At 57.1% G+C, this 14,714-nt stretch carries 11 protein-coding genes and 1 pseudogene; 2 read left to right on the top strand and 10 right to left on the bottom strand.

Going from position 1 to position 14,714, the window contains the following annotated elements; all coding sequences use genetic code 11:
- Positions 1-247: 247 nt before the first annotated feature.
- Positions 248-1,495 carry a hypothetical protein gene (locus HBOR_RS17690; protein ID WP_006053432.1) on the bottom strand — a complete coding sequence of 416 codons (1,248 nt, stop codon included), beginning with the start codon at positions 1,493-1,495 and terminating at the stop codon, positions 248-250.
- Between the two features lie 222 nt (positions 1,496-1,717).
- Here HBOR_RS17690 and HBOR_RS17685 point away from each other — a divergent pair, with 222 nt between their 5' ends.
- Together HBOR_RS17685 and HBOR_RS17680 are read left to right on the top strand one after the other, a co-directional pair.
- Positions 1,718-2,716, top strand: a complete 999-nt coding sequence (locus tag HBOR_RS17685; protein WP_006053431.1) for a hypothetical protein — start codon at positions 1,718-1,720, stop codon at positions 2,714-2,716.
- A gap of 137 nt (positions 2,717-2,853) precedes the next feature.
- Entirely contained in the window at positions 2,854-3,819 is a 966-nt protein-coding gene (locus HBOR_RS17680) for an ArsA family ATPase (RefSeq protein ID WP_006053430.1), read from the top strand.
- A gap of 247 nt (positions 3,820-4,066) precedes the next feature.
- Here HBOR_RS17680 and HBOR_RS20530 read toward each other — a convergent pair.
- The 9 genes and pseudogenes from HBOR_RS20530 to HBOR_RS17640 form a co-directional block, all read right to left on the bottom strand.
- Positions 4,067-4,182 (bottom strand): annotated as a pseudogene (locus HBOR_RS20530) (eCIS core domain-containing protein); the annotation flags it as partial.
- A gap of 57 nt (positions 4,183-4,239) precedes the next feature.
- The gene (locus HBOR_RS17675; protein WP_006053428.1) at positions 4,240-5,103 is read right to left on the bottom strand and encodes a hypothetical protein; all 864 of its coding nucleotides are present in this window, start codon (positions 5,101-5,103) and stop codon (positions 4,240-4,242) included.
- Positions 5,103-5,963, bottom strand: a complete 861-nt coding sequence (locus HBOR_RS17670; RefSeq protein WP_006053427.1) for a hypothetical protein — start codon at positions 5,961-5,963, stop codon at positions 5,103-5,105. Before HBOR_RS17670 ends, HBOR_RS17675 begins: the two co-directional genes overlap by 1 nt.
- 74 nt (positions 5,964-6,037) lie before the next feature.
- Positions 6,038-7,015, bottom strand: coding sequence for a hypothetical protein (locus HBOR_RS17665; RefSeq protein ID WP_013446631.1), 978 nt, complete (start codon positions 7,013-7,015; stop codon positions 6,038-6,040).
- A 1-nt stretch (position 7,016) separates the two neighbouring features.
- Positions 7,017-8,093, bottom strand: coding sequence for an eCIS core domain-containing protein (locus HBOR_RS17660; protein ID WP_006053425.1), 1,077 nt, complete (start codon positions 8,091-8,093; stop codon positions 7,017-7,019).
- Entirely contained in the window at positions 8,078-8,977 is a 900-nt protein-coding gene (locus HBOR_RS17655) for a hypothetical protein (RefSeq protein ID WP_006053424.1), read from the bottom strand. Before HBOR_RS17655 ends, HBOR_RS17660 begins: the two co-directional genes overlap by 16 nt.
- Entirely contained in the window at positions 8,977-10,404 is a 1,428-nt protein-coding gene (locus tag HBOR_RS17650; RefSeq protein WP_006053423.1) for an eCIS core domain-containing protein, read from the bottom strand. The genes HBOR_RS17655 and HBOR_RS17650 overlap by 1 nt, the downstream gene beginning before the upstream one ends.
- A 156-nt stretch (positions 10,405-10,560) precedes the next feature.
- Positions 10,561-12,768 (bottom strand): phage tail protein, encoded by a 2,208-nt coding sequence (locus tag HBOR_RS17645; RefSeq protein ID WP_006053422.1) that lies wholly within the window; start codon positions 12,766-12,768, stop codon positions 10,561-10,563.
- A 2-nt stretch (positions 12,769-12,770) separates the two neighbouring features.
- On the bottom strand, positions 12,771-14,711 hold the full coding sequence (locus HBOR_RS17640) for a putative baseplate assembly protein (protein WP_013446630.1): 1,941 nt from the start codon (positions 14,709-14,711) through the stop codon (positions 12,771-12,773).
- Between the last annotated feature and the right edge of the window lie 3 nt (positions 14,712-14,714).

Here is a 14,714-nt window from a genome sequence, read left to right as displayed (position 1 = left end):
ATCTACTAACTGTATGGTTATAAATCTTATCACTTACTTAATTAATTTAAATATCTAGAGGTGGGTCTGATACCAGAAATGAAGACAACTCGCAGAGTTATCTGTGTATTCTCAACCCTGCGGTGACCTCTGTGACTCCTCCCCGATATCTCCCACTCGAACGCAACCACGAGATCATAACCGGTTCACCACGCGATTGAATCAGGCTTCCATTTCTGCCTGACACATTTGGTGGCACGGTGGATCGCTATTTGTTGGTCACTGGGACAACGTCCAGGAGTACCTCGAGTGAATCCGCCGCTTCACACACTTCGTCGTGTGCGTCAACCTGATCTAACAACGACCGATCTTCTTCGACGGCCGATTGTAGGTTCGACACGGCCCGCAGATAATCCTCGAGGCTCTCTTCTGTGGTTACCGGTTCGAGACAATCGCCAAGCTCGACCAACGGAGCGATGAGATTATCTAACTGCTTTTCGTAGTCTTCTTCTCGCACACGAACTGCCTGCAGGTTCTCACGCGACCGATCAACGATACTTCGTGCGATCTGACTGGCTTCGCCACTTTGCTCTTGTACTCTGTCTGCGAGTTCCTCGAAGAACCGAATCCGGTCTTTGATCGTCTTCCGCATGACGTACCTCGTGAGAGACCGGCGGTCGTCCTGCAGTGTTTCGACCTGCGCCTGTAGTCCCTCCAGTGCGTCCATGATCTCATCGACGTCTTCCGGCACATCCATCGGCTCCTTCGTGACGGGAGTCCGGTGCGGATTGTCGGTGTCTGCAACGTGATCAACCAGTACACCAAACAGATACTCGCTGTCGAACACGACCGGCCGTGCTGGAGCGTCATCAATCGGTACCCAATTTCCATCGGGTGTCCGCTCGAAGGCACCGACGAAGACGGCTGGCCCGGAACTGCCACGGCTCGACTGGTACTGTTGATACTGCTCAGAGAGAGCTTCTCGAAGCGTTTGCGGGTCGAAATTATCTACCTGCAGGTTCGGAATATCGACATCCGGAACAGCAGCCACCTCGTCGGGTTCCGTCTCATGATACGTCAGCGTGAACGATTCGACAGCACGGTTGGGTGCGGTATCGTCGTCAACTGCACCTTCCGTGTCTGGTACCGGAATCGTCTCCATCGCGGCCTCAGTAAATTCGAGGAAGAAATACACCTCGTCATCGGCAGGCATGGGGACGGACTTCGTCGTGACCTGTTCGACGACGATGGGCCGACCGTTGCCATCTAGAGCCAACCCCGGCGTCAGGGTGACGTCGAGACCATCGTCGGTCTCTGTCACAGATTGTATCTCGATGCCGTGAACGATACCTTTCCCGTTGAGGAAGCGGTTGATCGTATGCAAGCGTTCGGCGTGGTACGCCTGTTCTGCTTCCATGTCGCGGGGCGTCATCAACTTGCCCTTGAAGAATCGGTTCTTCTGGAACTGCGACAGAGCAGGCGTATCCGAATCCGAGTAGGTATCGTCACGTGGCATACGAAGTAAGGTTAGTACACTGAGGATAACATTGTTCTCTTATAAAATGTTCGGTTAGAAAACATTACAAACCGAACTTTCCTCCAACGCACCACCAATTTCTATCCGGACGAGACCACACAATTTAATCCCTACCTTCCGATTACTGAAATAACAGGAATATAGACCGCTCCAATGTCCTCGTTCAACGCTCCCACCGACGAAATCCGATACTAATTCAGTATGAACGTCACCGAACACTCCGAAACGGACCGTACAGTCGAGCTTCGAATCACCGACCATGATGATGTACAACACCACCTCACCCTCTCTAAGGAAGGGGAGGTCACAGACCACTGGTGTGACCAACATTTTCCCGACAGCGATGACCGATCACTAGGGGTCAAAGAGCGCTTGGCTCGCGTCGAACGTTTTGCGAAGTACTATCTCACCCGCACAACCGGATCTAACGCCCTCTCACCGTACAGTCAATCCGATCAGATCGCTGATCCCGACCGACTCGCCGTCACGACACTGTTGATCGGCGCGATGGCTCAGGACACACTCGAATCGCATCTCACGACCTGTTACGACCAACTCGCCGCTCTCCGGACGAACGATACCCCGCCAGTGGAACCTCCACAGGTAGCGCCAGACGCAGATTGGGAACTCATCGAACAGGACATTCACCTCACCTTGGATACCGAGGAGATCCGGCGACTCGCCGAAGTCCTCGCCGAACTGAACAGCCTCGGAGAAATCCGACAGGCACTTGATGTCCGTCCTGACCGGAAAGATTCGGACCTGTTCTCCCGTCTGAACCGCGTGCTCTCGACATCTGAGTCCACCTTTACTGAAGATGCGTCCAGCGAGCAGTTCCTCCGCGTTATCTCTCCGCTCCGTGTCCACTGGAATACAGACGGACCGACACGCATCGAATACGGTGACGGGACGGAACCGGACGAGGATGCCACGCTCGCTGCCCGCATCCAACTTACACCAGACCATACGCCGATTATCTCCGTGGCAGCGTTCCAGCGAACCCTGGTCGATCACTTCCGCTGCCAACTCCGAGATTGCTACGTCGGCATGGGGGTTCGACCACCGAGCGACGCGCAAGTGACGGGCCACGGCATCACTTCGTTCACTGGCCGCTACGAACGCGCCGACCAACTCCAGAACTACCACAGCGAGCACGCGATTATCGACTGGACCGGACTCGCACCACGGCCGGATCTATAACCTCCGAGCGCTACTGTCTCACTCCTGTTCTCTCTCATCTTCGCCCTGCTTCTACTCGCGCACGCTTTTCTACTCACGCACACGCGCGATGAGGGCCGCCCACGCCTTTGTAACCTTACAGACCCTACACCAACGCAATGACCGAGACAGAGCATCCGCACGGTGACGAAACCGACATTGTTCTGTACGGAGGGAAAGGTGGCGTCGGAAAGACGACCTGTGCGGCAGCGCACGCTCTCGCGCTCTCGAAACGGCGTGAGGGAGACACACTCGTGGTCTCAACTGATCCTGCCCACTCACTCGGCGACGCTTTCGAACAAGAACTCAGTGGAGAACCCACGGAGGTTGTTGACTCACTGTTTGCCATCGAAGTTGATGCCGAAACCGGACAGGAGGCTTACCGGCACGTCGTTGAGGCACTCGCCGACGAGTTTCGAGACGCCGGACTGCGACTGGATGACGACGATTTGGAGCGACTGTTCAAGGCCGGACTCGTACCGGGTGGCGATGAGGTGGCTGCTCTGGAGTACATCGCCCGCTACGCCGACGCCGGGTACAGCCACGTCGTATTCGACACTGCACCGACTGGGCATACGCTCCGACTACTCGACTTGCCAGAAGTGCTCGGGGAGACACTCGGCGTTGCTGGCGAAGTTCAACGGCGCGTTCGGCGGACTGCACAGGCGGCCAAAAGCGTGTTTTTCGGCCCGGCAGCATATTGGGGTTCAAATAGTGGTTCTGACGAGGTAGTGTCGCTCCAAGAGCGCGTTGGGTCCGTTCAGCAGGTGTTGCGTGATCCGTCACGGACTCATTTTTGTGTGGTGCTCACTCCAGAGCGTATGGCAATTGCTGAAGCTGAGCGGTTGGTCGAGAGGCTTGACGAGGCATCAGTTCCCTCCGACTGTGTGGTGGTGAATCGCGTCTTCGAGAATCCCGACGGCTGTCGTTGTGACCGATGCCAGCGGGATGCCGAGCGGCATCGAGACCGAATCGAAGCGGTTGAGGAGCGGTTTTCAGTGCCGATCAACTGTGTGCCGCAGTTGGAGGGTGAAGCACAGGGCGTGGATGCGCTCGAAAGACTTGGTTCGTATTTGCTAGCGTAATCTCTCGATCTCGTGCGGACTAACCTCCCACAGCGGTGATCTGTGGTTACAGTCGGGATGAGAACTACTGAGCGTGCTGGTTACGCGTCTCTTCCGATTTCACGTGTTTGGATCAACAATTCGGATCTGTCTCTTTTCTTGAATTTCGTTACTGATATACTCTGCATCAGGATTGATCCGTTCTGATCGACAAAATAGTAGTCCATGATAATATCTGGTGGATAGTATGGAACCGATTTCGGTGGGCGATTTCGAGTTCGCCCGTCTGCGGGAGCATCGACACTGCGCCGCCGGTCTGCTGGCGAACGTGCGCGAGCTCGTGAGCGAGGACGTGCTGGCCTCCGCGGAGTTCGGGTCGTACTCGACAGTGCTGGACACATCGCAGCCAGAACCACACGCCAAACAAGAAGCCACGGGAGGTTATTCGTCGGCGAACGCCGACAACAGCGATTTGACCTGTCCTTCGATTTCTGGGTACTCTTCGAGGCCGAGGCCGACCGTGTAGCCAGGAATGTCGGCGTCGAGACGGGTGTAGTCCTCGTACAGCGAGAGGTCGCCTCGCTGATAGAGCGAGGCGAATTTGTACTTCCCAAAGCCCAGTAGGCGATACTCTTCGGGTGGTTCCTCGCCCATGACGATGTAGCAGTCTCGAATCTGGCATCTCGTCTGGTGGACAACAATAGGCTGGAACAACTCGATCGATGGCAGCGGCATCGGCATCAATTCGATGCGTGCGTCAGGAACGCGGTCGGTGTCTTCCGGCGGTGATTCGAGTTCCTCTTGCCAGTCGTCGGTAGGAATTATCTGCCGCACCTCTGAGGTTGCCTCTACCTGTCCATCGTTGTCGAGGTACACGTCGATGTAGTACGCGTTGGCCTTCTCTTGGATCGCCGCGAAGAGAGCTGTGATGTCTCCCCCACTGTTGAGGCTGAGCGAGCCAGCAACCGTCTCGTAGAACTCGCCGAAGTAGTCCTCGAACTCCTCGGTTGAGAGGCTCTTGATGGCATCACCGACAGTTTCGATGTATCCGATGTGTTCGTCCCATGGGAACGTCTCGTAGCCGCGTTCTTTGTACACGTGATACCGAGCGAATCTTCTCGCCTGGTTGACGTGCTCGTTACCATCTGGCGTGCGTTTGGCTGCCTTGTCAGGGTAGCCGTCTTGCTCGTGGTATACGATCTCCCAACTACCCTTTTCAATCGAGATCTCGTGTATGATCTCGTTGTTATCCGAAACATCGACACCGATACCGTCTTCGTTTTCACCGATGATATCTCCGTCCATCATTCTCTCACCCCAGTCGGATCGTTTTCTGCGCCAGTATCATCACCAACATCGTAGTCAGTGGTTATGGTTTTGACGAACAGCGCCAGGCCCATCGAGACAGCCATGACGATCGCACCGGCAGCGGTCGATGCATCTGCCGCGCCCATCTCTTTTGCGAACAGCGCCGAGAGGCTCGTTACGCTCGTCGCTGCCCCTGTAAGGTTGTCCAGCAGCCACGTGATGACCAGTTCGGCGACGGGGGAGTCGAATTGTTCGGCCAGCTTCTGCTGGAGAGACTTGATTTCGGATTCCTGAGTCGCTGTCAGTCGGATGTTCTCGTCGGAGAGTAGGGAACTCAGTTCGGCGTCCAGTTCGTCGAGCGTCTTTTCGACCTGTGCCTGTTCGTGAACGACATCCATCGCCGATTTCTCCCCGTCGGTGAGGCTATCGATGTTCCCAGATTCATTGTTTCCACGCACCAGATCGGACTCTGCAAGCGTTTTGTTCACCTTATCGACAGCGCCGAGTTCCTCGGCTTTTTGTTGGGCTTTCTGCTGGGCTTTTTCGAGTACCTTCACGTTCAATTCGTCGTGGCCTTTCGCCCCAGCGTAGTCTGTTCCAGCCACGTCCTGCGCCACTTCGTCCTTAATCCGCTCGACATCGTCGTCCGTGAGAGCTGACTCGCGCTTGATCGCGTCGATGACGCCCTCGTAGAATTCCGCTGTTCCCTCTGGAATCCGCTGAATGTGGTACTCAGTCTGACTGAGCGGTTTCACGCCCAGCTCCCCACCACGCATCACGCGTTGAGCGGTCTCCTCAGCCTCACGCTCCAGCCGCTCGTCGGGGTCGATTTCCAACGCACCCGTCTGCGGGAGCATACTTACCGCACCACCAGTCTGTTGACGCACGTGCACGGGCCCACAAATTTGTTGTTTAGAAGGGTTCCCCGAGATTACGTCTCGGTCTGGTCAGTGTCGCTCCCTCGGAGTACCGATGATACCGTTTCGAGCAGTCCCTCTTCTCCATCCTGTGATGGATTGGCTAACCTACTATCAGCGTCGTCTGGATTCTCAGCGCCGATTCCCTTTCGCTTGGCGTTGATGACGCTTTGTTTACCGAGTTCCCCAAATCCGTAGTCGAACTCAAGTTCGTATCCGGGGATGTCGGCTTCTTCGAGGTGGTAGTCGTCGTAGATAGTTACTTTATCGTTGTGGTAACGACTCGTGAGGTCGTCATCGCCACGTCCAAGAACCCGGTACTTTTCAGGTGGTTCCAGACCTGCCCCGATGTAGACATCCCGAAGTTGACACCGGAGATGGTAGACGACGAACTCTTGAAACACATCCATCGATGGAACATACTTTCCGAAGAGCTGGAGGCGGGCGTCGGGCTGCCGGTCGGGGAATGGGTCGTCGTTCCAGTCCTGGGTTTTGTCACCATTTTCGTCCAGATACTGGAGGTGGATGTCCGAGACAGCCTCGATTTCGTCGTTGTCGTCGAGGTACACGTCAATCAGGTAGAGGATGTATCCATTCTGCGGGACTGATTCTGGATGTGGAACAGGTGGAGTGACACTTGGATGGTTTGATAGCACTTGGTCGTAGGTATCGCTGAAGTACGCCTCAAACTCCTTGACTGAGAGGTCCGCAATTGCCTGCTTGACCTTCTTGATTCCTGGGAGGTTTTCCTCGGGTGGGAGTGGGGTGTACTCGGTCTCTTGATAGACGTGGTAGCGGGCGTATCGACAGGTCTGGTTTACGTGTGCATTTCCATTGGGTGTTCGATTCTTCGGCTTGTCTGGATAGCCGTCTTGATTATGGTATTTAATTTCACCATTAAACTCCATCTCGATCTTGTGCTTTACTCCATTATTGTCAGTAACATGGAGTCCCACACGAACATCATCTTCGCCGGTTATCTTTGCCTTCATCTTATGTCAGACCCCGTGAATCGTCCGTCTCAGTGGTATCATCGTCCGAGCGGGTAGTCAGACCGCTCTCAAGCATGGAGACGACTTGCGGCAGTATAGTGGTGATGGTCGAAACCACGCCCATAGCTAGGATGACACCACCCATTGGACCGGTTGACGTTGCAGTCGCAAGGATTCCCGACAGTGTCTTCTCAGTAGACGCGACCGACATGTAGTTCAGCAGAATGCTGACTGCCTGCCCCGAATACGGGCTGTCGACCTGGTCGGCGAGATTTTCCAGCGTCTCTTTCTGCTTTTCGGAGAGCCGGATATTCGACCGGCCAATCGTCTGTTTCAGCCGGTTGTCCAACTCTGAAAGCCGCTGTTCGAGTTTCTCTTGGTCGTTTTGGAACTCTTTGACCGTCTCGAAGGCCTCTTCAGGGCTGTCGAAGTGTTCGAGTCCCTTGCCGTTTTCACGACCTCGGTCAGCTTTCATCTCGGAGATTGCGAGGTCAGCACGCAGGTCCGAGTCTTCTAATTCCGCCAGTAACTCTTGGTTGATATCCGAAGCGATGTCTGCCTCTTCCAACAGGTTCTGGGCCTCTTTCAGCGCCTTGAGGTTCAGTGCGTCGTGGCCTTTGGCTCCACTGTGAACCGTCCCACTGACCTTGTAATTCTCGACGATTGCGGCGACTTCGTCTGGTTCTAACTCCGATTCGCTCGCAATCGCTTCAATCATCCCGCCGATGGACGCCCCATCGATGTACTCGCCAGCCCCCATCCGCTGAATATGCACGTCGGAGTTGTGCATCCGATGGACGCCGATTTTCCCGCCTTGCATCACGCGTTTATCGGTCTCCTCAGCCTCACGCTCCAGCCGCTCGTCGGGGTCGATTTCCAACTCGCCCGTCTGCGGGAGCATCGACACTGCGCCGCCCGTCTGCTGGCGAACGTGCGCGAGTTCGTGAGCGAGGACGTGCTGGCCTTCCGGTGACGTGGGATCATACTCGCCGTGATTGAAGGCGATATGATTCCCGACGGTGAACGCGCGGGCGTTGATGTCCTCGCAGTCCTGCCTGTGGACTACTTCGGTTCCCACGACTGGATATCTGCTGTCGCGTCCCAGTAATTCTCGTACTGTGGGCAGGCTTGTTGTTCGAGTGTTGCTCGGTACTTTCCTTGTCCTTGAGCCCGGAACGCGATCGGTGGTTTGACTCCCATGCGAAGGAGCACATCTCGAGCTTGGTAAATCAGATTTGAAGTAACGTAGTGCTGGAAATTACCGAACTCAGCTGGGTCAACCGGAATCATCTCAACAGTCGCATCTGGGTCTGTGCCGAGTCGCTGGCTGCTCTGGACGGTTCGCTCGTTGTCGTACCCGTCGTTGTGGAGGTAGTGCATCCCCGAGACGCTTTTGAGTTCGAAATCAAGGTCGTCGAACACCTCGCGGTCAAGATCAGCTTTCGCTGGAACCACTGGGGAGTCTGAGTCACCGCTGAATTGCCCGAGGAACTGTTCGAGTACCGGTGGATCAAACGTCATCGGGTCCGGACGGACCGCGATATCTTTCTTGTAGACGAGTATATCACTTCCATCGGCATCGGCAAACGGCAACTCGACCGTCGAATCGTCGTAGTGACTCCGTATCTGGGCTTCGATATCCCCGAACGCGTCTTCGAACGCGGTCTCAGACAGTCGAGCAACAGCGATACACGCTGCCAGAAGGCTGTCGGGGTTTTCCGTCGGCGGGACCGTCTCGTATCCTCGCTCACGGTAGACATGCCACTTGGCGTACCGGCGAGCCTGGTTGACGTGTTCTGCCCCTTCGTTCGTTCGCTTCAGTGGCTCATCCGGATACCCGTCTTGCTCGTGATATTTGATTTCGCCATCGAACTCCATCTCAATGACGTGCTCAACGTCGTTATTGTCGATAACGCTGAGTCCAACCCGCTCGTCATTTTCTCCAGTAATTAGTCCATCCATTATGCATCCCTCCTACTGCTACCGACACCCTGCGAGTCTCCCGTTCCAGTCTTGCCGCTCTTGACGAGGATGTCCATAGTCTGGGTGAGTCGTTCAGCGAGTGACCCGTCGGTTTGTTTCATCGTCTCTCGGAACAGCGTTTCGCTGATTTCGAGCCCAGCGATAGCGATGCCAAAGCCAGGAACGAGAGACATGCCCGCTTTGAACAGTGTCCAGCCGAACTCCATGGCGAACTCGCCACCGTCGAAGTCGGTGTCACCGTACAACTTTTCGCGTTGTTCGTCGGTCAACGCGATCTGGTCGGCTTTGTCCTCGATGGTGGCGTACAGTTCGCTGATGCGCTCTTGGATTGCCGTCTTCGCTGCTTGGAGATCAGCGACGAGTTCTTCCTCTCCCTCAGCCCGAGCATCGAGTATTTGTTCGTCCTGGTCGGTCAGCGAGTTCTGGAGAGTATCCAGATTCTTGAGCTTCTGCTCGACTTGCTCTTCGATGAACTCGATGCGTTCTTGATTCTGACGCTGTTGGAACGATCCGACGGCACCGCCTTGGTTCTCGGCTTTGAACATCTCCAGTGCCTCTGGGACCATGTCGGCGGGCATTCGCTGAATATGCACGTCGGAGTTGTGCATCCGATGGACGCCGATTTTCCCGCCTTGCATCACGCGTTGAGCGGTCTCCTCAGCCTCACGCTCCAGCCGCTCGTCGGGGTCGATTTCCAACGCACCCGTCTGCGGAAGCATCGACACTGCGCCGCCGGTCTGCTGGCGAACGTGCGCTAACTCGTGGGCAAGCACGTGCTGGCCTTCTGCCGAACTCGGATCATACTCGCCGTGATTGAACGCGATGTGATTCCCGACGGTGAACGCGCGGGCGTTGATGTCTTCACAGGCTTTCGCGGCCTGTGGGCCTGTGTGGATGCGCACGTCGCCCAGGTTGTCACCCATGCGCTCTTCCATCGCTTGCTGAATACCTGCATCGAGTTGCTGGCCGGGCGAGGAGATAATATCCCGAACCGAATCGGGCACGTTCGCGTCGCCAGCCTTCGACGCCTCATGATGCGCGCCGCGACTGCGCTGGACAGATTTGGCGTTCCGCCGCTCGATATCTTTGGGTACTTCCGCGGGCCGTTCTTTCTGGCGCTCGCGGAACGCGCGCATGTCGCGCGGTTTGCCCATCGTGTCCACGGTCATTCCCTCGTCGGCCCACTGCCGGACTTGGCCCGCGCCGTGGCTATCGGCGAGACGCTGGACTTTGACCTCCAGCCCGTCCATGTACATGTCGATCCCGAACAAGTCCTCGCACTCTTGGGCCGTGAAGCGAGGCCCCCGACGGTGGCGTTGGTGCCGTGACGAGTCCGATTCGTCGCGGCTCCATATCGAGGACCGCTCGGTCTCGGTGGTGTTCTCTCGTGCGGTCCGAAATCCCATCGTTACGCTGAATTGACAGGCGTTCCATATAATTCTTTACTACTGAATTTCGTGCAGAAAAAACAGTTACGTGAACAGACAATCCGGGCGTCTGGCCGTCGAACCGGATCGGCGGATTTCTGCCAAGTTGTGGCCCCGCGTTTAGCAGTTGCCCGATCAGGAGTTGGTCGGAGACTCCGAAGCACCTCTGGGCGAGAGGACGGTGTCCTCGCCGAGTCGGGCTTCGCCCATCGTGAACTCCCGCGACGTCAAGTGGGTGTTGAGTCCGAGGAACGAACTTTCCCCGAGGATGAACTCCTCTTCGAATTCGACCACGGTCCCATCGACGTGCGCTGGCCGCTCTGCGTCAACGATGTCCTGTAATCCTTCGAGTTGCGCGTCCGAATCCAGTTCTCCGCAGAACACTGCGAACGACCGACTCCCCGAAAGGAACGACCCATACTGACGGTCCACTACGTCATCATCGACTGCATCGAGGTCGGTGCGCTCCACGAAGAACAGCCGGTAGTCCGATGCTCCGCCGTCTTGTCCGTCTTGCTCGGATTCGGTAGCCGTGACTCCGTTCGTCACGGTATCGCTGTCAGGCAGCCGAGACGCTTCGAGGGCGGGCCGACGGGACGGAGCATTCGATCTGGGATTCGTATGCCGGAGGTACAGCCGAATCAGTTCGAGCAATCCGGCTTTCGTTCCCCGCTTTTTGTACAGTTCGGGAGCGCGGGAAAGCAGTTCGCGCCGAGCGCTCTCGGGCCACTCCCGTCCGATATCTGCGGCCAGCCAACTCTCCAGCCACGCCAGTGATTCGCTCGACACGCCGTACGGATCGAAGTGTTCACCGATAGATTCGATCTCAGACTCGATATCGACGAACGAACTCTCCATCACGGAGAGATACTGTTCGAGGAACGCCGCCGACTGCTCGTCGTTCTGGTAGATCTCCGGCATGTAGCGGAGGTACGACGTGCGTGGACAGTACGCTCGAACCGAATCGACCAGCGGTGATGCCTCCGGTGTCCCGAGCAGTTCGACGGCGACGTACAGATATCGCCCGCTCGCATCCTCCAAGAGGATATCCTCGGGATCGATCACGTCACTCGTGGTCCATTCCGATGCCGCGTGCGACGCTAACTCCGAACCTGCCTGCGTTTGCCACGATTTGATCTCGTTGCGACTGAACTCCGTATCGGCTGACACCAGCGAATCCGGATCGGCAGTCACGAACTCCCACATCGACTGTATACCTGCCTCGCGCAGCGTTTCCGCGGCGTCCGGTGACATCTCTTCGAAGGCGTCGGCATCGAGTTCCAGTACCGGCGGTTCGTCGGTTGCGACGTACCGCAGTCGGACCTGTGTGCTGGCTGACGACCGAATGATGCCGAGGGTTAGCCGATGCCAGTCGATTGCCTTCGTGCCCGAGTCGTAGCGGAGTATCGCTGTCCCGACGTGCCGATTCTGCTGGGGATGGTTCACATACTCGTTGAGCGCTCGGAACCCGTGGCAGGTTCTCTCGTCACCAGTTACTACATGCAGCGTCTGTTTGTCCGGATCTCCCGACTGCGCAACCATCTTCCGGGGCTGTGCGTCGAGTTCGACCCGTTGCTCGAACGCGGCGGTCGCCGCGTCGTACACGAATATCCCGTACTCGTCCGCGTTGTCGAACGGACCTGCCACGACCAACTTCTCTCCCAGTGTTGTTACACATGCGGGAGTGAATGCCTCGTCACCGAATCCAAAGTCGGTATCCTGCCCGGGGAGCGAGTCACGTCCGGTTTCAGCCGAATCACCGAGCGCTCGAAGAGAGCGTCCGCGTGCATCGCTATCCAGCACGTATATCGCGTTCTCTCGAACTGCGAAGTCTATCGGGTCAGTAAGTTCGTCGTCGAATACGGTGCTGGCAGTTCCGTCTCGGTCGATGGCGACGAGTCCGTCTGCGGTGAGCGCATAGATTGTCCCGTCTCCGTACGCGAGGGCTCTCGGTTCGCGGAGATTCGGACGAAGCGTTCCAACGACGCGATGGAGTCGTGGTGAAAGCGCTGTGATCGTGCCGTCGTCGGCATCACAGACGAACACCCTGTTCGAACTCGCACAGATCGCGCACGGTTCTTGGATGGTTCTGTCCGTGCGCTTGAGAAGTTGCTCCCGGGATTCGGTGGTCGGATCGTACCGGAACACACCACCCTCGTTTCGGATCGTGTACAGGACTCCGTCGGGGTCGGCGGCAACGTCACGAACGCCTGTCGCCACCTCGTACCGGCGAGTTGCCGTTTTCGTCGCTAGACGAACACCACCGTTTCGAACTTCGACGTTGTCCAGTACGCCGTTCGCCCAATCTGCGTCACTCGTCGTCGTTATGTACGAGAAATCCACGCTTATCGACCTCTGTCGTCTGTTGTCGGCACTTCCAGATTCGTTGAGACGTTCACTACTGAAAACAGTTCTTGGTCACTGATCGAAACAGTCCCGTTGATCGTCGTCCCGCCGTGTGCCGTTATCTCCACATCCGAGACGTGATCGATGCCGTCGAGCGCCGTAACCTGCTCGGCAATCTCTGCGGTCTTCAAACTCCGACCGAACGGCCAGCCGTCGCCGTCGAATCCGATCAAGGGGTGGACGAACGATTCGATAGCCGCTCGGATGTCCGCTTCATAGCCGTTGTCCGTGTACCTCGGACGGGCCTGTCCGGAGACAGTGATGTCGAGTCCGACGTACGTCGGGCCGCTGATTGTCACTTGATCGCCGAGCATCGCTCGCTGGGTAACGTGCTGACGGACAGTATCGAGGAATCCGTCGCTTGGTTTCGGTGTCGAGATGTCCGGTGGTGCGTACGGGACGACGACGACCGTAACCTGTTCGCCATCGACGAGAACGTTCGTCTGGCCGACTCTCACACCTGGCGTCCGTGACGCAATCGCTTCGTAGTCATCGACTGTTACGCCACGATAGGGTGTGCGGAGATCCTGACGGACTCGTTCGAGTGCCTCCGTGATCGTCTCTCGATCCGTGCCGCCCGTGGCAGCACTGGTGGCTGTGATCTCGATGTCGCTCAGCGATGTGGTCTCGGTGAGCGACTGGGACGGATCCTCGAACTGCCAGACAGCGGTGGGCGAGACGTTCCCCTCGTCGCCGCCGCCGTAAACGTAATCTGCCGTCACGGTCGCGTCGGCGGGCGGAACGCTTCCGTGTTCGCCGTCGCCGAACGTGATCCGTCCCGCATCTCGGTCTAAACAGTAGTGTGGGTCGGTTGGCCCGGACGCGTCGAAGTCGGGTACTTCGACGAACCGCTCTCCGTTAACTCGAACGTCAGCCGAAAGGATCGACGTGTGCTCGGTCTTGTACGTTTGGCCGTCGAGTGCGGTTGGCTCACCGAGCGACGCAACCTGCTCTACTCTCTCGTTGGTGACGGTTACGCGATGACTTGCCGAGACGACGTTCGGTTGGATTCGGTCCAACTGAGGTGGAATCTCGTATCCGGCCGTCTCCACGCGACACCGGACCCAAACGAGATCCGAGGATTCGATGTCGAGGAGGTCACCGTCTCCCCGGGGGAACCGCCACTCTTCGGGGTCTGTCAGTTCGATGGCTCCGCTTTCGTACAGTGCGTTCGTCCCGTCGGCGGCGATGTTGAGTCGCATCCAGCTATCGCCGTCCGGCGGTAGATACTCCCACTGCAGTTCGACTGACGGCTCGAACGACACGTCGTCGGACCCGATTTCGGTTGGTTCCGGAAGATCGGCATCGTGATAATCTACGGCCAACGTGAGCGATTCTGCCGCTGCGAACGGATCGCCGTCGAACCCGATGTACAGCGTGTCCCCGCGTTCGACGGTGTTCCCGAACGCTCGATAGAACATGCCGTCGGTCCCGTTTTCTTGGCTGTTGTCGGTTCGGCCGGTCGCACCGACTGTGACGACTCGTTCGAGAGAGACGTCGGTTAACACGATGTCGTGGTCGGTTTCGAACCGGTAGGTGTCGTTAGTTCCATCAGTGACGAGGAATCTGGTTCCTGCTGGAAGCCGTTCCCCGACTGCGGAATCCGGCGGAGACAACGAGAGTTGCGCCGATGCCGGTTCTTGCAACCGCCGATGCTCTCCCATCAACTGGAGGTACTTCTCACGGTGGTCGTCCGTAATCTGATCCAGCTGATAGGTATGCGTCTCGGTTACCCACGCGAGGACCTCGAGTATGGTGATCCCCGGGTCGTGCGGATTGAAGTCCGTCCACTCGTCCGAGTAGGCCGGAATCAGCTTTTTCGCCTGCTCAAGATACTCTTCGTAGCTCCGGTCGTCGAGTTCTGGGATGTCGATACCCATCGT

Origin of the sequence: Halogeometricum borinquense DSM 11551 (assembly GCF_000172995.2) — an archaeon.
GTDB classification, from domain to species: domain Archaea; phylum Halobacteriota; class Halobacteria; order Halobacteriales; family Haloferacaceae; genus Halogeometricum; species Halogeometricum borinquense.
Note: the sequence above shows the minus strand (reverse complement) of the source record. Positions and strands in the feature narration are given on the sequence as shown.